Annotated in this window: 18 protein-coding genes and 1 other annotated feature; of the genes, 1 reads left to right on the plus strand and 17 read right to left on the minus strand. The window is 40.5% G+C overall.

Features of this window, described 5'->3' with window-relative positions; genetic code table 11:
• Positions 1–6: 6 nt before the first annotated feature.
• The 9 genes from DV740_RS04810 to DV740_RS04845 form a co-directional block, all read right to left on the minus strand.
• Entirely contained in the window at positions 7–2,043 is a 2,037-nt protein-coding gene (locus DV740_RS04810; RefSeq protein ID WP_022243370.1) for a peptidoglycan D,D-transpeptidase FtsI family protein, read from the minus strand.
• 20 nt (positions 2,044–2,063) lie between these two features.
• On the minus strand, positions 2,064–2,552 hold the full coding sequence (locus DV740_RS04815) for a hypothetical protein (protein ID WP_117698315.1): 489 nt from the start codon (positions 2,550–2,552) through the stop codon (positions 2,064–2,066).
• Positions 2,553–2,566: 14 nt separating this feature from the next.
• Positions 2,567–3,514 carry a 16S rRNA (cytosine(1402)-N(4))-methyltransferase RsmH gene (rsmH, locus tag DV740_RS04820; protein WP_022243372.1) on the minus strand — a complete coding sequence of 316 codons (948 nt, stop codon included), beginning with the start codon at positions 3,512–3,514 and terminating at the stop codon, positions 2,567–2,569.
• Between the two features lie 10 nt (positions 3,515–3,524).
• Complete coding sequence (mraZ, locus tag DV740_RS04825) at positions 3,525–3,956, minus strand: division/cell wall cluster transcriptional repressor MraZ (protein WP_022243373.1); 432 nt, start codon at positions 3,954–3,956, stop codon at positions 3,525–3,527.
• 201 nt (positions 3,957–4,157) lie between these two features.
• Positions 4,158–4,334, minus strand: coding sequence for a hypothetical protein (locus DV740_RS14755; RefSeq protein ID WP_022243374.1), 177 nt, complete (start codon positions 4,332–4,334; stop codon positions 4,158–4,160).
• Between the two features lie 103 nt (positions 4,335–4,437).
• On the minus strand, positions 4,438–5,037 hold the full coding sequence (locus tag DV740_RS04830; protein WP_022243375.1) for a zinc dependent phospholipase C family protein: 600 nt from the start codon (positions 5,035–5,037) through the stop codon (positions 4,438–4,440).
• A gap of 188 nt (positions 5,038–5,225) precedes the next feature.
• Positions 5,226–5,540, minus strand: coding sequence for a DUF1540 domain-containing protein (locus DV740_RS04835; protein ID WP_118087550.1), 315 nt, complete (start codon positions 5,538–5,540; stop codon positions 5,226–5,228).
• A gap of 223 nt (positions 5,541–5,763) precedes the next feature.
• Positions 5,764–7,725, minus strand: coding sequence for a threonine--tRNA ligase (gene thrS, locus DV740_RS04840; RefSeq protein ID WP_117698317.1), 1,962 nt, complete (start codon positions 7,723–7,725; stop codon positions 5,764–5,766).
• A gap of 76 nt (positions 7,726–7,801) precedes the next feature.
• Positions 7,802–8,004, minus strand: a binding site (T-box leader).
• Between the two features lie 93 nt (positions 8,005–8,097).
• The gene (locus DV740_RS04845) at positions 8,098–8,598 is read right to left on the minus strand and encodes an SEC-C metal-binding domain-containing protein (protein WP_022244108.1); all 501 of its coding nucleotides are present in this window, start codon (positions 8,596–8,598) and stop codon (positions 8,098–8,100) included.
• A 191-nt stretch (positions 8,599–8,789) separates the two neighbouring features.
• Between DV740_RS04845 and DV740_RS15260 the strand changes: the two genes are divergently transcribed.
• Positions 8,790–9,092 carry a hypothetical protein gene (locus tag DV740_RS15260; protein WP_330415588.1) on the plus strand — a complete coding sequence of 101 codons (303 nt, stop codon included), beginning with the start codon at positions 8,790–8,792 and terminating at the stop codon, positions 9,090–9,092.
• 37 nt (positions 9,093–9,129) lie between these two features.
• Here the strand turns inward: DV740_RS15260 and rplT are convergent, their stop codons facing one another.
• The 8 genes from rplT to DV740_RS04890 all read right to left on the minus strand — a co-directional run bounded on the left by rplT (position 9,130) and on the right by DV740_RS04890 (position 18,543).
• Positions 9,130–9,486 (minus strand): 50S ribosomal protein L20, encoded by a 357-nt coding sequence (rplT, locus tag DV740_RS04855; RefSeq protein ID WP_022244106.1) that lies wholly within the window; start codon positions 9,484–9,486, stop codon positions 9,130–9,132.
• 24 nt (positions 9,487–9,510) lie between these two features.
• Positions 9,511–9,708, minus strand: coding sequence for a 50S ribosomal protein L35 (gene rpmI, locus DV740_RS04860; protein ID WP_022244105.1), 198 nt, complete (start codon positions 9,706–9,708; stop codon positions 9,511–9,513).
• 22 nt (positions 9,709–9,730) lie between these two features.
• Positions 9,731–10,225, minus strand: coding sequence for a translation initiation factor IF-3 (gene infC / locus DV740_RS04865; RefSeq protein WP_022244104.1), 495 nt, complete (start codon positions 10,223–10,225; stop codon positions 9,731–9,733).
• Positions 10,226–10,463: 238 nt separating this feature from the next.
• On the minus strand, positions 10,464–12,104 hold the full coding sequence (locus DV740_RS04870; protein WP_118057806.1) for a MutS-related protein: 1,641 nt from the start codon (positions 12,102–12,104) through the stop codon (positions 10,464–10,466).
• A gap of 15 nt (positions 12,105–12,119) precedes the next feature.
• Positions 12,120–13,919, minus strand: a complete 1,800-nt coding sequence (locus DV740_RS04875) for a hypothetical protein (protein ID WP_118057805.1) — start codon at positions 13,917–13,919, stop codon at positions 12,120–12,122.
• Positions 13,920–14,102: 183 nt separating this feature from the next.
• Positions 14,103–14,285, minus strand: coding sequence for a hypothetical protein (locus DV740_RS04880; protein ID WP_117698320.1), 183 nt, complete (start codon positions 14,283–14,285; stop codon positions 14,103–14,105).
• 18 nt (positions 14,286–14,303) lie between these two features.
• Positions 14,304–17,192 (minus strand): hypothetical protein, encoded by a 2,889-nt coding sequence (locus DV740_RS15175; protein WP_278336386.1) that lies wholly within the window; start codon positions 17,190–17,192, stop codon positions 14,304–14,306.
• Positions 17,193–17,358: 166 nt separating this feature from the next.
• A complete protein-coding gene (locus DV740_RS04890) occupies positions 17,359–18,543 on the minus strand; it encodes an AfsR/SARP family transcriptional regulator (protein ID WP_117698730.1) in 1,185 nt (394 codons plus the stop codon).
• Positions 18,544–18,613 lie beyond the last annotated feature (70 nt).

Consider the following 18,613-nt stretch of genomic DNA (forward strand, 5'->3'; position numbering starts at 1 on the left):
TTTTCTCTATTGTGCTACATCCTGTGGCTGTAAACCATCCTCCGGTGGTACTGTTTCCTCTGCAATATCCGGTGTCTGGTCTACCATAGAATCCTCCGGTGCAGAATCCGGAACATCTGTTGTTCCATCTGCCGGTGCTTCTGCCGGGTCTGTCTCTTCTGTTACAACAATGTCCTCATCCGGATAAATATTAAGATAAGGCAGTGTCTCTTCGAAAATTCCCTTTGCGATTTCCTGTGCAAAGGTACTGTGAAACTCTTCTTCTGCGTTTGGTTCGTCTACTACTACATATACCAAAAGCTGCGGATTGTCTACTGGTGCAAAACCGATAAAGGAAACCAGATAATTTCCCTGTCCTCGAGGAAGCTTCTGTGCTGTTCCGGTCTTTCCACCCATAGAGTATCCCGGCACTTTTGCATATTTTCCGGTACCATCGGAAACCGTTGCATAAAGATACTGTTTTAATAATTCACTGGTAGATGAAGACACTGTTTTCTTTAACAAGGTTCCATTGTCTTCCTGTATGACATTCCCATTTTCATCTGTTATTTTCTTTACCACATGTGGCTGATAATAGTTACCACCATTAATAATGGAACAAAAAGCACTTGCCACCTGTATCATGGTAACATTAAAGTTCTGTCCAAAGGAATTGGTAGCCAGGTTAATGGTGCTTAGCTGGTCTTCGGTATAAATTAAGGAATCGGTTCTGGCCTCTCCCGGTAAATCAATGTTTGTCTTGGTACCAAAGCCGAAAATCTGCTGATACTTAGAGAAATTCTCAGGTCCGATATCATAAGACATCTGCATCAGGGCATCATTACAGGAATTCTTTAAGGCATCTTCTACTGTTTCAAGTCCATGTCCGTTGGTATTTACACAGTGAATGTCATGACCGGAAATCGTCTCGTATCCATCACAGATAAAAGTACGGTTCGGGTCTAAAGTTCCGGTATCCAGACCACAGGCTACGGTAAAAGGTTTTACGGTAGAGCCCGGTTCATAAGTATAAGTAATGCAGAAATTAGACCATAACTGGTTTAAAGCATCCAGTTCTGCATCGTCATCCATAGCATCAATTTCTTCCTGGGTATAATAGGCAGACAAATCCCTTGGATTACTACTGTCATAATTTGGATAATTTGCCATGGCAAGCACTTCAGCATTCTGGGGGTTCATTACAATAACTCCCACATGTTTACTTCCAGCACCTTCTCTTGCTGCATCCCTGTATTCTTCTTCAAATGCAGCAATCTTATCTTCTACGATTTTCTGGATATTTGCATCAATGGTCAGTGTAACATCATTACCATTCTGGGCATCGATTACTGTCTTCTCAAAATTACTGTCGGAATTCAGATAACCATATTCTCTTCCGTTGGTTCCATTCAAAACACTGTTATAGGAATTTTCCACTCCATTCATTCCCAGATTACCGCTGGTAGTAAATCCTACTACCGCACTGGCTAGAGAACCATATGGATATTCTCTCTGGTATTCTTTTTCAAACCAGACTCCATTAATTTTTCCTTTTTTCTCTGCATCGCCGCTCTTCTTATCGGAAGCTTCCTTTTCTGCCGCCTGCATATCTTCAAACGCCCGAATCTCTTCATAGCTTAATTTCTTTGCCAGAACATTGTACTGGCTCTTTGGCTTATCCGTAATCAGATTACGTAAATCGGTTTCATTCAGCTGTGGGAAACAGGTTATCAGTGCATCGATGGTCGGGTCAATATCTGCCGAATCACTGTTTAATACCTTACAGTCTAATATCACATTGTATACATCCACGCTGGTTGCAAGTATCGTTCCCTTGCAGTCTGTAATATTTCCACGCTGATAAGGAATGACCGTACTGTCATATTTCTGCTGGGATAATACTTTCTTTTCGTATTTCTTTCCACTGGTGTGTTCAATATACATCAATCTTACAATTAATCCCAACAAAAGTAGTGCTATTATTACAAACAGCACTACAAGTTTCTTTTGCATTTTCTTACTAAATTTTGCTATTTTCTTTCCGCCGCGTCTCTTTCCTGCCATTTTACCACCACGTTTGTTTCCTACTTATTCGGAATATCCTCAAACTGATTCATATAATCTTCTTTATCAACCGTATAATGTATAATCTGGTCCGGTCCCGCATAGCTCATGCCAAGCTGGTTCATTGCTATATCCTTGATGGTTGAAAGATCTACTGCTGTCTCGATTCTTTTTTCTGCCGCATCATTATCTGCCTTTAATTCAGCTACCTGGCTTTCTAATGCAGAAATTGTCTTTAAATGCGTTGTAATTCCAGACTGCAGACGGATATACAGTACTGCTGCCACACACATAACCAGCAGCGATACAGATAAAAATGCCACATAACCCAAATCCATATGTGCTGACTTCTCCTGATTCTTCTGCGCCATACGTCTGTTGCGCTGTCTGATTTCCTCCCGCTGCTTTTCTTCCTGTTCTCTGCGGTAATCCGGTGCAGCTTCTAATTTACGGACAGTGTTTCCATCTATGTAAGTCCGTGTTCGATAATTTCTTCTTGTCTTCTCCATTTTCACGTCTCTCCCTAGTCATTGATATGCCGTTCAAATACTCTTAATTTTGCGCTTTTTGCTCTCGGATTCTCTTCCATTTCAGATTTCGTTGGAAGAATCGGTTTTCTAGTGATTACTTTTCCTTTTGGTTTCTTGCCACATACACACACCGGAAATTCTTTCGGACAGGTACATGGATTTTCATTTTTGCGAAAGATGTTCTTTACAATTCTGTCTTCCAGGGAATGGAAGGTAATGATACAGATTCTTCCATCTTCTTCTAAAAGGTCTATCATCTCATCCAGGGTATCCGATAAGACTTCCAGCTCACGATTCAGTTCAATACGAATTGCCTGAAACGTTCTCTTTGCCGGATGTCCGCCAGTACTCTGTACTTTCATCGGTATGGATGCCCGGATAATTGCGGTCAGCTCTCCGGTTGTCTCAATTGGTTTCTTTGCCCGGGCTGCGACAATATGCTTTGCAATATTCTTTGCGAACCGGTCTTCCCCATAGTCTCTTATGATACGATACAACTCTGATTCACTGTAATCATTTACAATATCTTTTGCCGTTAATGTCTGACGCTGATCCATTCTCATGTCCAGTGGTGCATCTTCTTCCCGGTAGGTAAATCCACGCTCCGGTGTATCTAACTGAAAGGAAGATACTCCCAGATCAAGAAGAATTCCATTTACCTTCGTCACTCCGATACGGTTCAATTCTTCTTTCATATTGCAGTAATTGCTGCGGATTATGGTTACTTTATCAGAATAATCCTTTAACCGCTCACTGGCTGCTGCAATTGCATCTTCGTCCTGGTCAATTCCTATCAGCCTTCCGTTCTCATTCAGCCTTTTTACAATTTCGGAAGAATGTCCCGCTCCACCGAGCGTTCCGTCTACATAAATTCCGTCCGGGCGAATATTCAGATTGTCTATGGTCTCATGCAAGAGAACCGATGTGTGTTTAAATTCCATGTTCACTCCTTTAGATACTCAAGCCAAGTTCTGCCATGTGTTCTGCAACTTCATCCATGTCATCATAAGTATTGGTATCCTGCCATCTGTTCTTGTCCCAAATCTCAATTCGCTTTAAGACTCCGACTGATACGACTTCTTTCTCTAATCCGGCAAATTCTCTTAACACTGCCGGAAGAAGAATTCTTCCCTGCTTGTCCACTTCACAGGTTGTTGCTCCTGCAAAGAAGAAACGTGAGAATTTTCTTGCATCTTTTGAGGTAAGTGGTACGTTGCGGAATTTTTCTTCAATGTTCTGCCATTCTTCATTTGGGTACACAAAAAGACACCCATCCAAACCCTTCGTTACTACAAACTCATCACCGAGCTGTTCTCTGAATTTGGAAGGAACAATCATTCTGCCCTTGGCGTCTATGTTGTGACTGTACTCTCCCATGAACATTGTCAAACACCTCAGTCCGGTTGCTATTTATCCACAAAGTTATCAACTTATCCACCACTTTGTGCCATTTTCAACCACTTTCCTCCACTTATGAATACATATTACCCCACTTTTGGGAAAAAATCAATATACTACACATAAAAATGCACAAAAAAAAGAAGCACATTTCTCAATGTACTTCTTTCCACTTACTCTTTACTTTTATCTTATTGGTACAAGTTCTTTTTGCTCACATAGCGATACATAGTTCTCAATCAGTCTGTCCACTTCCAGGCTCAGGTCATAGCATTCATCCATACTTTTCGCTCGTTCCAGTGCTTCATCCAGTCGGATTCTTGCACGTTCAATCGCAATGCGAAGTGCTTCCCTTTCATCCATAAGCATTTCTCCTATGCTGTGTCCCATCTCTGTGTTGTTCTTTGTAAATTCATTTTACTCTGCTCATCACCAAAAATCAAACAAAATATAACATCTTTTTTCGTCAATATTCGACAGCAAGCGGCATTTTTTCCTTATGCTGTGTTTTATAAAACAAATCGGCAATGGCCTCCACCAGCATCCGGTTGGTTGCTACTATATTCCGAATATCTGTTTCTATATTAATTTTTCTTCCAAGATACTGTTTATGCCTCTCTAAAATATATTCATACAGTGCCTCTGCATCAGAAAAATCAGCCTGCACTTTTTCTCCTGCTTCCATATTCCGGCTCATAATATAATTTTTAAGGCTTCGCTTCAATTGTTCTTCATAGGAACAATGATCCTTTAAGTTTCCCGGATAAATCTTGTTATGCGGATAAGTAAAATAATCAGCTACATAATGCGTTACCTGCCCGAGATTCATATAATACCGGCGTTTACGGGTCAGTTTCCCCTGCTGTTTACCGAAAATCAATTGATTCACCATCTTTTTCACATCCGGAAACGTCCCATTGATTTCATGTTTCTTATATACAAAAGATGGTTTGCAATCCGGCAGGATGCTGCCAATATAAAAAGACAGTCTATGTTTCTTAAGTTCTTCATCCTCTGTATTCTTTGCAATATAACGTGCCAGCAAAATATGTGATTTTTTTCTCATTTGCTTCCTCCTGTTTACCATCTACACCTTACACATTACTTCTGCTTTATTTATGCTTCAATCACATTATACTTTCTTTCATCTCATTTACAATAGTATTTTTCTTAAGATTCTTCTAAATTTCTGTGTCCAATCTGTTAAGAGTAGACACAGAAATATTTTGCTAAAACTTACTGATATTCCACTTTTTAGGAACAACAGAAGCTGGCACACTCTGTTTCCATACAGGTACAGGCATTCGTTCCGTCTACCTGGATGTCTTTTGCATGACATTTTCTTCCTTCATTGAATTTACAGTTTACTGCCTCACAGGTAACATCGCTCATCTTAGGCGGTTTACCGGTCGAATTGGCACATCCACAGTTTTTCTTCTCTTCAAAACTTCCACAGCTTGTCTCGCTATTGCGGTTTGCATGTGCACCCTCTACCGTAATATTTCCACGGCAACAGCAATCATCTTTCTGGAAACTGCAGCTTCTTACAGAACATTTTAATTCTGTCACAAAAATCATCTCCTTTCTTTCGTTACATGTTTAGTATCTCCAAAGGAAATCTTTTTATGTTACCAACTTCATGTAAAAAAGAATGTACCTTGACACATTCTCGTGCCTGCGGCGGCTGCTTTCCTGTAAAGCAAAAAAGACTGTTGTCCGGTGCAAATTGCCAGCAACAGTCTTTTTGAATCCATATAAATTATAAAATTAAAAATTAGATTTTATTGCATTTTTATTTTTCTTCTGCAACTTCTTCCTTACGGATTTCCTTTGTACGAATCTCTTCGCAGATTGCATCAATGAATTCTCCTAAAGGTTTTACACCTTCATCTCCTGCAAAACGGCTTCTTACGGATACGGTTCCGTCCTCTGCCTCCTGCTGACCAACTACCAGCATGTACGGCAGCTTATCCAGTCTTGCTTCACGAATCTTGAATCCGATTTTCTCAGAACGGTTATCAACCGTTACATCTACATCATGAGCTGCTAATTCTTTTCTTACCTGCTCTGCATAGTCTGCATATTTTTCAGAAATCGGCAATACTCTTACCTGTTCCGGGCAAAGCCAGGTTGGGAATTTTCCTGCATAATGTTCAATCAGCCATGCAAGGGTACGCTCATAACATCCCATGGATGTACGATGGATAATCCAAGGAAGTACTTTCTCACCCTTCTCATCGATATAGTACATGCCAAACTTCTCTGCACTTGCACAGTCAAGCTGGATGGTAACCATGGTATCTTCTTTTCCATATACATTCTTTGCCTGAATATCAATCTTTGGTCCGTAGAATGCAGCTTCCCCATCTGCTTCTGTATACTTGATGCCATTCTTATCCATAACATCACGCAGATACTGCTGGGTACTGTTCCAATATGCTTCGTCGCCCAGATATTTTTCTTTGTTGTTCGGATCCCATTTGGACAGACGGTAAGTAACATCTCCATCGATACCAAGTGTAGTCATTACATAATGGCAAAGTTCAGTACATCTGGTAAGTTCTTCTTCCGCCTGTTCCGGGCAAAGAATAATATGTGCCTCTGTAATAGTAAACTGTCTGACACGGGTAAGTCCATGCATCTCTCCGGAGTCCTCATTCCGGAACAATGTAGAAGTCTCTGACATCCGATATGGCAGATCTCTGTAAGAGTGCTGTTCATTCATGTATACATAATACTGGAATGGACAGGTCATCGGACGCAGTGCCATTGTCTCTTTGTCGTCGCTGTCCTTATTTAAAATGAACATTCCATCCATGTAGTGATCCCAGTGTCCGGAAATCTTATAGAGGTCGCTCTTTGCCATCAGCGGAGTTCTGGTACGTACATAACCCCACTCTTTATCCTCTAAGTCTTCTATCCAACGCTGCAGTTTCATAATCATCTTGGTTCCCTTCGGTGTAAATAAAGGAAGTCCCTGTCCGATAACGTCAACAGTGGTAAATAATCCCATTTCACGGCCAAGTTTGTTATGGTCACGGCGTTTGGCATCTTCTAATTTCTCTAAGTATTCTTTTAACTCTTCCTTCTTATTAAAAGCAGTACCATAAATTCTCTGTAATCTTGCTTTGTCAGAATTACCTCTCCAATATGCCATGGAAGATGATGTCAGCTTAAATGCCTTTACGCCCTTGGTTGTCATCAGATGTGGGCCAGCACATAAATCTACGAAGCCGCCCTGGTCATAGAAAGAAATTTCTTCTCCCTCTGGTAATTCTTCAATCAGTTCTACTTTGTATGGCTCATTACGTTCCTGCATGAATTTGATTGCTTCCTCTCTTGGAAGTGTGAATCGTTTTAATTCATGACCTTCCTTGATAATCTTCTTCATCTCTGCTTCCAGATTATCGAGGTCTTCTCTTGAAAATGGGGCATGATCAAAATCATAATAGAATCCATCTTCAATTGCCGGTCCGATCGTAATCTTGGCATCCGGAAATAATTTCTTTACCGCCTGAGCCAGTACATGGGATGCAGTATGGCGGATTACCTTTAATCCTTCTTCATCACTTGCTGTTATAATATTTAAATTGCAGTCCTTGTCAAGAACGGTTCGTAAATCCACCACTTCTCCGTCTACTTCACCGGCGCATGCAACTCTTGCAAGGCCTTCGCTGATATCTGCTGCAATATCATAGACTGATTTTGCTTCACTGTACTCTTTTACTGAGCCATCTTTTAATGTGATTTTCATGTTCAAGTCTCCTTTTCTTATTATATTGGTATTAATAACTGCAAAGTAAAAAATCCCTGATGCATAAAATTTATGCATCAGGGACGATACTCTATCGTGGTTCCACCCTGCTTGCTGTACTTATCGTACAACCGCTCATTCTGATGATAACGGAATCACCGGACCGGATTGGGGTCACTCAGAGCTGGTCTTCACATTACACTCCATCAGAATACTCTCACCAGATGTATTCCTCTCTTTGACTTCCTGTCATGCTACTCGTCTCTTCTTTGTTTTGTCCTTTTGACAAAAGCTATTGTATACTCTTTTTTCTGCTATGTAAAGAGTTTTTCTGCGAAATATTTTCCAAATGTTTTCCAAAATATTTTATTCTTATCTTCCGCAGCAGAATTTATATTTCTTTCCACTTCCACAAGGACACGGATCATTTCTTCCAACTTTCTTTCCAACTACAACAGTGCCGGATTTCTTCTGTTCTAAATAAAGCTTTCTCTTGGTATCTGCATCAAAAATTTCATCCCACTGTGGTAATTCATAGAGCCAGTCAGCTTTGGCATCTACCATGTTCTTGTATAATTTTTCTTTATCGAATGCAAGGCTTACCTTGGTATCCTCTTCCATAGTATCAATTGGGTTTGGTGTTACCAGGCTGTCATTGATTCCATCTAAGAATCCAGTCATATCCATAATGCTGAGGTCGTATTTCTCTGCCAGCTCTTTTACAGTTCCTTCTACCTTCTCATCCGGGTTTGTTAAAAGCTTCTCATATACGCCCTTCTCTAACATAAAATATCTCTGCCAGAACTTCTGTAATTTTCCTCTATCTGCCTGCTGATCATAAGCAATCTTCTGCCATTCTTCTAATAATGCCATTGTTCATATCCATCCTTTAATCCATATTTAGTCGTATAACGCTTGTTTCAGTATAGCATATTTTGTGCTTTTTTCAAGTATTTATCCTCTGCAACTTTACATTTTCTGATTGACTATCCGCTGTCAAATGTTAAAATAATGTATATTGCTTTTTTCTAAAAACAGGTCATCAAAGAAAGTTGAGGTCATATATGAAAAAGACAAAACAGATTCTTGCAATTATCGGTGTTGTACTCTTAGTTGCCCTCTATGTTTCCACTCTTGTTTTTGCATTGATTGGAAGCGATTTTGCCACAAACTGTCTTAAGGCTTCCATCTATGCCACTGTGGTTGTCCCGGTTCTCATCTGGGCTTATACCATGGTATACCGCTTACTTAAGAATCATTACTCTTTAAGAGAAGATTTGGATTCCATCAAAAAAGAAGCTTCCGGGCAGGATGCTTCCGCAAAAACTTCAAATGAATCAAACGTAAAAAAAGAGGATCGTGAATAACCACAATCCTCTTTTATAACTTGTCCGCTTCTTAAAATTAAGCAAGTTTTGTTTTTGCAAGCTCTGCCAATGTTGCAAATCCTTCTGCATCATTTACAGCCATCTCAGCTAACATTTTACGGTTCATATCAACACCAGCTAATTTTAAACCATACATAAATTTGCTGTAAGATAATCCATTCATTCTTGCTGCTGCGTTAATACGGGCAATCCATAACTGTCTGAACTGTCTCTTTCTCTGTTTTCTTCCTGCATAAGAACTTGTTAAGGCTCTCATGACAGACTGTTTTGCTACTCTATACTGTTTGGAGCGTGCTCCTCTGTAACCTTTAGCTAATTTTAATGTTCTATTATGTTTCTTTTTAGCGTTTAAGCCGCCTTTAATTCTTGCCATGTTCTATTCCTCCTTAACCAATTCTTATAAATATGGTAAAATCTTCTTCATATTCTTAACATTTGTTGCATCTGTCATTGCAGGTTTTCTAAGATTTCTCTTAGTCTTAGTTGTTTTCTTTGTTAAGATATGTCTCTTATAAGCCTTGTTTCTCTTTAATTTTCCTGTTCCTGTTAATTTGAAACGTTTTGCTGCTGCTCTGCTTGTTTTCTGTTTTGGCATAATTTATTCCTCCTTAAAATCATTATCTTTTCTCTGCCAGCACCATACCCATGCTTCTGCCTTCCAGCTTTGGTGCTTTCTCCACTACTGCAATATCTGCAAGTGCTTCTGCAAAATCATCCAGAATATGTTTGCTTGCCTGTACATGTGCCATTTCTCTGCCACGGAAACGAAGTGTAACTTTTACTTTATTTCCTTTGGAAATGAACTTTCTTGCGGCATTCATTTTGGTATTCAAATCATTGGTATCGATATTTGGAGAAAGACGAACTTCTTTTAATTCAACCGTTTTCTGTTTCTTACGTGCTTCCTTCTCTTTTCTTGCAAGCTCATATCTGTATTTACCGTAATCGATAATCTTACATACAGGTGGCTTTGCTCCAGGAGCAATCTTTACTAAATCAAGTTCTGCTTCCTGTGCCAGCTTATATGCTTCTCTTGCTGACATGATACCTAACTGTTCACCATCCGCGCCAATCAGGCGGACTTCCTTATCTCTGATTTGTTCATTGATCATTAACTCGCTAATGGTCGTACACCTCCAAAATTAAATTCACCACAGCTTTGCCAGACAACTTTCCGTTTATTTCCGCAAAAAAAGTGGATAGACAGACTATCCACTTCAAAATGATTCGCTCATTGCATACTCATTATAAACACTTAGTCACTTGATTGTGCTAAGGTGAGAGTGGATACTCTACTTTCTTCAACTTGCTTATAGTACCATATGTCATTTCGTTCGTCAAGCATTATTTTTACCGATATTCGCTTCTGATATTTTCCGCCCTCTCAATAATCGTTTCCGGGAACCCGGTAAAGGAAAGCAGGCGGATTGCATTCTGGGAATTTGCCGGTCCCTTCTGCAATTTATAATCAAATACAATATCCGCTTCTCCAAACTCTTCGGAAAAATGATAATTGTCATAACCAATTTTTTCAAGCTCCGTCAATTCCTTATCATGGGATGCCACAATTGCAATGCAGTTATGATGTGCCAGATATTCCATGATTGCTTTTGAAGCTGCAATACGCTCCTGGGTATTGGTTCCTCTTAAGATTTCATCAATAACACAGATAACCAGTTCATCCTCCGACAAAGCATCCAGGATACGTTTTAAATATTTAATCTCTTTAATAAAATAACTGTCACCGGATAAAATATCGTCTCTTACCGCCATGGAAGTAATCATTTTTGCATGAGGCAGATGCATTCTTTTTGCGGTGCAGGTATGAATGCTCTGTGCCAGTATCACATTAACAGCTATGGTCTTGATAAAGGTTGACTTACCGGAAGCATTGGAGCCTGTGATAATGCAGTTATGCTGAAGTTCCATAGAATTGGTCACTGCTCCATGAAGCAGCGGATGATAAATTTCTTCCATCTCAAGCTGCTTTGTTTCCTCATATTCCGGTACTGTCACAAGAGGCAGACTCTTTCGGAAAGAGCCTGTGCTAACCGCTGCATCCAGTTCTCCTACCACCCAGTAAATCTTAAGATAAGCATCCTGGTTATCCATAAACTGATTCAATACTTTCATATAAGTAAGGATATGCCACTGGGTTACTCCCAGCAGGAAATCCTGCAGCATTTCAAACACATCTCCCATGGCATTTCTGCTCTGGATATTTAGCAGAAATGCCTTCTTATCCATTTTGGCAAATACCGGAAGCAGCGGTGCCAGTTCCTCACATATTTTGTCTTTCCGGTATTCCTGCTCCAGTTCTCGTGCTACCGTAATCAGGTATGCCGCCGTTCCCATCATATGAATCTCCTGATCAAACTTCAGCCGGACCGTAAAGATATACACCGACAAATTCACAAGAAATACTACCACCAAAGCTGACAGAGCATATATATTATGAAATACGACTGCCGCCACAACAACTACCATCAGCAATATCCGGAGCATCTGATAAACCCAGAGATTTGAAATTGCAAAATCCTCTACTGTCTGGATAAAGGATGGAATATAGTAAGCCTCGTCTCTCTTTCCAAGCTTTGACAAAGTTTCTTCCAGATGATAGCGTTTTTCATCATCTGCTTCACAAAAAGCTATTCTTTTTTCTAAAAGCTCCTCTTCTTCCTTCGTCTGCTTCGCATAATGAAGCTTTGCATATAAAATTTCTTCTCCCATAGTGGAATCACAGTTGTTGATTCTCTGGTACACATCATCCATATTAAGGTCATTCCATGTGACCTCATCCACCTGCTGTGTTCCACCCACAGTATCCAGATAATTTCTTATCAGTTCTCTTTTGAATTCCTTTTTTTCAGGTTCTTTTCCATATTTTTCTTTCAGTGTCCGTTTGCAGCGGTTCTTCCAACTTTCTTTTGTCTTAATTGCTGAATAAGTAAATCCTGCAATCAAAATTACTACAAGGATTGCTGCTTCCATTTCTCCGCCTTCCTACTACATGATTCTAATGGTATCTATCCAGTAAATATTATCTTTATCCATAATTCCATTTACAGTAACGGTATCTCCCGCATGCAGGAAAATCAATTGTTCATTATCAGAAAACTTCTGCCAGTATACCATACCGTCGTCTCCTGCCAGATAAACATAAGTCTCTCCTGCAATCTCAACATACTGCATTTCACTGATTACAAAAATTCTTGTCTCTGTCTCACCTTCCGGAATTATTTTTCCCTTGGCTGCTGTCTGTGCATTACCTGCAGTACTGTTGCTGTCCCCGGAAGAATTTTCTGCCTCTTCCGGATTCCCAGTGTTTTCTGTACCGTCACTGCCTGTCATCTTACGATACTTTGCAAAGCACTCATCGAGACTGGCTGCTGTTGTTACCATATTATAAGATTCTACATTTACCATGCCATAAAGCTTCACTATGCCGCTGGCATCTTTTAATACCATAATATAAGTCGGCTGACCATCTACATTAATCAAAGACGGGAAAGATGCACGGTATCCTTTCTCCTGCACTTCTCCTTCTGCAGCAGCCATTGCAGAGCTTTCATCTGCTCCTGCAATACTGTAATAATGTGCTTCTGAAGTCCGCTCATTTACCAGTATAAACCCGATATTGGAGGCATCATCATTGACGGAAGTAACTCCGGTATAAATCCAGATATCCCCGTCTTTGGCAACATAGCCGAAGTTTGCTTCGTAAGATTCCTCATCTCCGTCTTCATCCTCTACTACCGTTTCCGTACATTTCTTACAGCCTTTTTTGCCGAAGATGCTGTTCATAAATCCATTAGATAATTCTCCATACCAGTTATACTGTTCCACCAGAAGATCCCCGTCAAAAACATCATCCATCCAGTTCGGCACTTCTGATGCATCATAATACTGACAGTCTCCGCTGATTGGGTCACAGCTGATTGCACCCTCAACAGTTTCTCCACCAAATAAACCGATGGTGTATTTGTATACACTGGCAATATAGTATGGGTTTCCATCTTCGTCCACTTCAAAATGAAGATTTCCGAAAAGTTTATCCGGGTAATTCATACGGATATGCCTTCTTAAATCCTTGCCAAAGTAAGCAGACGGAACATAAATCATTCCTTCCTTTACCGGAACATACTGTGCCTTCTGTCCTACCGGATCAACAGTTATATAACCTGGAACACCATTTTCCTTATTTCCCATATATTTAAAGAAGCCGGCATACTCTAATGCAGATACTTTCGTTGGTGCCCCCTGATAATCAATCTGTGTGTAGTCTTCCGATACATTATACTGGCTCACCACTTCTGAAAGGCTTCCGATTTCACGATTACCCAGCAATACTGCACTGTCCGTATCCATTAACGCAATCTTTGATACAGAAGATGCTGTATTGATATCGCTGTTAAAATCACTGTCTTCGATGGTCAGGATATCTGCATATGCCTGTGCATGGAACATTTTGCTGCCATAAAATAAAAGAATCAGGAACAGAATTCCGATCACTCCAACTGCTGCAAAAATACCGTTTACCGGCTTTTCCAGCTTTCCTGCAGACTTACCTTCTGCCTTCCTGGCTGCCGATACCAACGCACCTATTATTCCTAACGGGAATAATATAACGCCTAATACAAACAGCCATAAACCTCTGGAATGAATATTCAATGCCGGAAGCAGAAGATAATACATCACTGCCACCCATAAAATATAAATAACCGGAAGCATAATGGACAGCCCCTTTACATGAGGCAGCTTTACCTGCATTGTTTCAAACTCCATTTTCTTCTTTTTCTTTGCCATACCTAATCTCCCTTTTCTTCTTTGCAATTATTACTGTATTATTTAATTAATACAATAGCTCAATTTTAAAATAATGTCAAGTGAAAGCTTTCTTCAAATGGCTGGCAACTAAAAACAGCAGGACGACAAAATGTATTTTCATTTTCTATCGTCCTGCCTGCAATACTTATTTATATTATTTTTTTAAGCTCTTGCTGCTTTGCTATCACGCTTTTTATTCTGGATAACCATACATGCTACTGCAGCTGCGGTAACAGCCAGTGCCAGAATTCCCATTGGAAGATCTTTCTCACAGTCTCTTAAGAAAAACAGCACTGCCATAGCAATTACATATATAACAGCAATGATTCCATCTACTTTTTTCATACTTTCTGCCTCCTGCCTTTATGCATTTCTCTTCTGACGAAGTACTGCCCTTACTACATTATATCCTGCAAATACAATCGTAAGAATCATCATAATCCAATGGATGATACAGTTATCTTCTCCCGCCGGATTTGCTGCCAGAGGAGCTGCTTCATCTTCTAATGCAGTTACTTCCTGTTTTGCATTATCGTCCGTTACATTCGCCAGTGGAACCTCTTCATCTTCTAATACCACCGGTTCTTCTGCATCCTGTGGCTGTTGTGCTGCCTGCTGCTGTCTGACTGGTGTCTGTGCCACCTGGGTCTGTGTAACCGGAGTCTGTGCCTGGATTACCGGTGTCTGTGCTGCTGTCTCCGGCTGTGTATTGTTATCTGCCGGAGTTACCGCTGTTTCTGATGATGCTGGCTGGGCTGGATTTGCCGGCTGTGCCGGTTCCGTTGATTCGGCCGGCTGGGTTGGTTCGGTCGGCTGGGTCGGCTCAGTCGGCTGGGTTGGTTCGGTTGGCCCGGTCGGTCCAACTGGTTCAGTCGGCTCAGTTTCTTTCTCCTTTTCATCAAAAGAAGCATACACTACGGTACTATCATTTAAATCTGCAACATTTACTTTACTGCCATCTTCTAAAGTCCAGCCGGTAAATTCATAGGTTGTTGTCTCTGTCTCTGCCTTTACAGGATCTGTTACAGAAACTTCCGTTCCCTTTACTTCACGTACTTCCTGATATACATTTCCGTCTACCATAAAAGTAACGGTATAACTGTTATCAACAATTTCTCCATCAATATGCCAGGAATTCGGATTAATCATCCGGTACCATTCGATGCGGTAGAATCTTGCATCATCCCCTGCAATGCCACTGTTTGCTGCATATGCATCTAAAACAGATGCAAGGGTTACCGGCATCTTTCCATCATAATTCTTTTCTGCATCAAAAGACGCTGGTGCAGTAAAACCGGACATATCAGTTGTCACTTTCAGCTGATTTAAAGAAACTGCTGCTCTTCCTATATAGTCATAATTTGCTGTTGCATCACCAACTGTTCCTTCCGGACGGACAGTTCCTGCTTTCCGGATGTAGAACTCTGCCTTCTGCGTAAATGTATCTGCTACCTTTACATATACGTTATAACCCTCTGTATTGCGGAAAAGTTTTGTATATGTTGTCACTACACCTGTATTTTCATCCTCTAAAATGAATCCGCGGATTACGCTTTCCTCCGTGGTCGCATAATCTGCTGCTTCTTCTAATACAGCCGGATCTAAAATACAGTTTCCACTTAACAGCAGCAGTTTTCCATTTCCGTATTTAGCATATACTTTTGCACGAATCTTACTGATTCCAAAACTTACATTTACAGTTCCACTATAGTTACCGGTAAAGGTTACGGTTGCCAGAGCAGTTCCCTCTTCTACATTATCTTTGTAATTACCAACAGTATAATCAGTTCCTGCTGTTAATACTTTTCCATTATAAGTTACGGTCACATCTTCTTCACTGAGTGTTACTGCTTTTCCGGTATAATATTTTTCCTTTGCAGCTGCAATCACGCTGTCATTTTCCACTTCTTTCGGAAGAATGGTATAGGTTGTATTTACCGTTCCTTTATAGTTACCGATTCCGGTAATTGCTGCTGATGTCTCTCCTGCATTTGGATTACTTCCACTGTATATTACAGTATAATCTTTTCCTTCTACTAATGTTTTGTCTCCATCCTTTACCACAACCGCAACTGTGCTTCCGGTATACTCAGTATCCTTTGCTGTTACCATTTCATTGGTCAACGGTTTCTGCCGGATAGTAAAGGCTGCTTCATTACTGTCTGCGGATTCAAATTTCTTTGCACTGGCTGTTGCAATTACCGTATAAGTTCCTGCATCCACCGGTGCTTTGCTTAATTTATTTCCTGCCTCATCATAATAAGTATAAGTAATGGAAATGCTTGGATTTTTTTCAATTCCCCAGCTGTATGCATTGGCATCACAACTTAAGTTCTTCTCATCATTACTGCCATTATATTCAAAATCGCTGGCTGTAAGATTTGCATACAATGCTTTTAAATAAGTTCTTACCGGTACAATAAATACCGTCTCTTTATAGTTCTCTGCTGCATCTCCTTCCGGCACAAATACTACATGATGGTCTACATCTTCAAAGATTGCAGTTCCGGTAGTATTAAACCACAGTGTCTCATCCGGGCTCCGCCACTCAAAATGGCCTTCCAGTTCCTGGTTCTCATCATTGACCGCTACTGCCATTCCGCCATTCAGATGGGACTCTCTCAGTTTTCCGGACATATGATTGATTGTTGCAGATGGTTTTTCCTTAATTACTGCCTCTGCCTTATTTACAGTTACCGTATAAGTCCTGCTTCCTGCCTCATATACATCTGTTGCCGGTGTTGTAACCGTATAAGTATAAGTTCCTGCATTTAAAATCTCTTTGTCACAGGTTCCAGCAATACCACTCTTTGGACCATCCTTTACAAAGTTCTTTGCATTCAGTGTCTGGACTTTTCCGTTATAAGTCAGATTTGAAATGCTCTCTTCAAATACCGGAGTTCTCTTACTGATTTTAATGGTATACTCTTCTGTCTCCCATTGAAGGAGCCAGTTCTTATATTTACACTTCAAAGTAACTGTTCCTGTCTTATCTGCAGTTACAGATACCTCTTTCTTATTTGTATTCTTTAATGTTACCTTATTTTTTCCACCGGTAACACTCCACTTGGTTTCGTAAGCAATCCATGCAGAACACTCGATTTTCTTCGTATCCTGCAGCTGCATCTTAATTGTATCATCCTTTTCGGCAGCTTTTACTGTCATCCCGGTTATTCCGGATAAGGACAATACCATCAATGCCGCCATTACAAAAGCTGTAATTCTTTTTCCCAACATTTTGGCTACTCTCATGTTTTTTCTCCTTTTATTCATTTTATCCATTTCCTGTTGATTTATGAATTGTATAACCAATCATAGCCTACTCTGTGTTATAAAAAGCGTTATATTTTTCTATTTTTTCTTTATTCTTCCGAATTGTACTTAAATCTTCCTGTTTGTATTGTATTTCTCCTCGTATCTACTCGTCTGTTCCATTCACCAATACTTTATGATATTTCACATATTTCTTTCCAGCCGTCCGTTCCATGTTGTCATTGATTCTTTCTATCACAAGTCCGCAATTTTCTTCTTCAATACCTATTAAAAGTATCAGATACTGGTTTGTGCTGTATCTGGTATACAGGTCACCGCTGCGCAGGGAGTTTTTCAATGCCTGCTCCAGTTCTGCCCGGATGTATTCGAAATGAACACCGCCTTCAGAAGCATACCCCTTCCCATCGGTAATGGTGCTCATAAGAAGCCACGCGCTCTTTCCCGTACGCTGCAAAACCCGTTTTGCAAAGCGGTAATTTTCAATGAAAACAGGATACGAACAGTAAAATGCTCCTTCCTCTCTCTCTTCTTCCAGCTTCTCCTGTATTGCCTGAATATGAGTGGCATCATCCTCCGTAACACAGCTGCTGATTCGTTTTAATTGTTCCAGCATAGACTTTGAAGGCTCACTGCCAAGCTCTGCCAGCAGCATTTCTTCTGTCTTATGATATAATGCCACCGCCTCTTTGGAACGCTTCATGGCAATCAATGCCTCCATCTGGTATACCTGCCAGTCATCCAGTGGATAAAGAACCGCTGCTTTTTCTGCTATCTCATATAATTTCTGATACTCCTGCTCATCCCGGTAAATTCCGCACAGTCTCTTTACACAGGACATATATAATTTCCGGTATTTCGTTGCCCAGAAAATTACCCATTCCGATGCTCCCAGTGCCGGCAAAAATTCTCCACGGTACAGCCTGACTGCTTCCTCTAATTCTGTTTTTCCAAAATCTTCCGCCTGTTTCAATGCATGCTCTGCCTTCTCTTCAAAAGAAATGCAATCACAACGATACGGAATTTCCGGTGTCCAGTAATAAACTCCCTTTCGGCTTATAATATAATCGCTCTCCGGCAGTCCCTGCTCCTTAAGCAGTTTCCGCACCCGGAAAAGAATTGCCCGGAAACTGTTGGATGGGTTTGCGACCTCCTCATTTTCCCATAGTCTTCCCACCAGTTCTTCCCTTGTTACCCCTTCTGTACCCGCATGCAGAATAATCTGAAGCAGCCGGTTCGTCTTTGTCGTTGATTTCCGGTCTATGATAAAGGAATGATTTCCATATTGCATTCGAAATGTTCCAAGCATACTTACTTCTAAAATTTTTTTCATGCTTCCTGCCCCCCTGCAGATTATTTTTCCTAATTGCAGTATAAAGGACTTTGTTTTTATACGCAAAAGA

It is taken from the genome of Roseburia sp. AF02-12 (assembly GCF_003461765.1).
Taxonomy (GTDB): domain Bacteria; phylum Bacillota; class Clostridia; order Lachnospirales; family Lachnospiraceae; genus Roseburia_C; species Roseburia_C amylophila.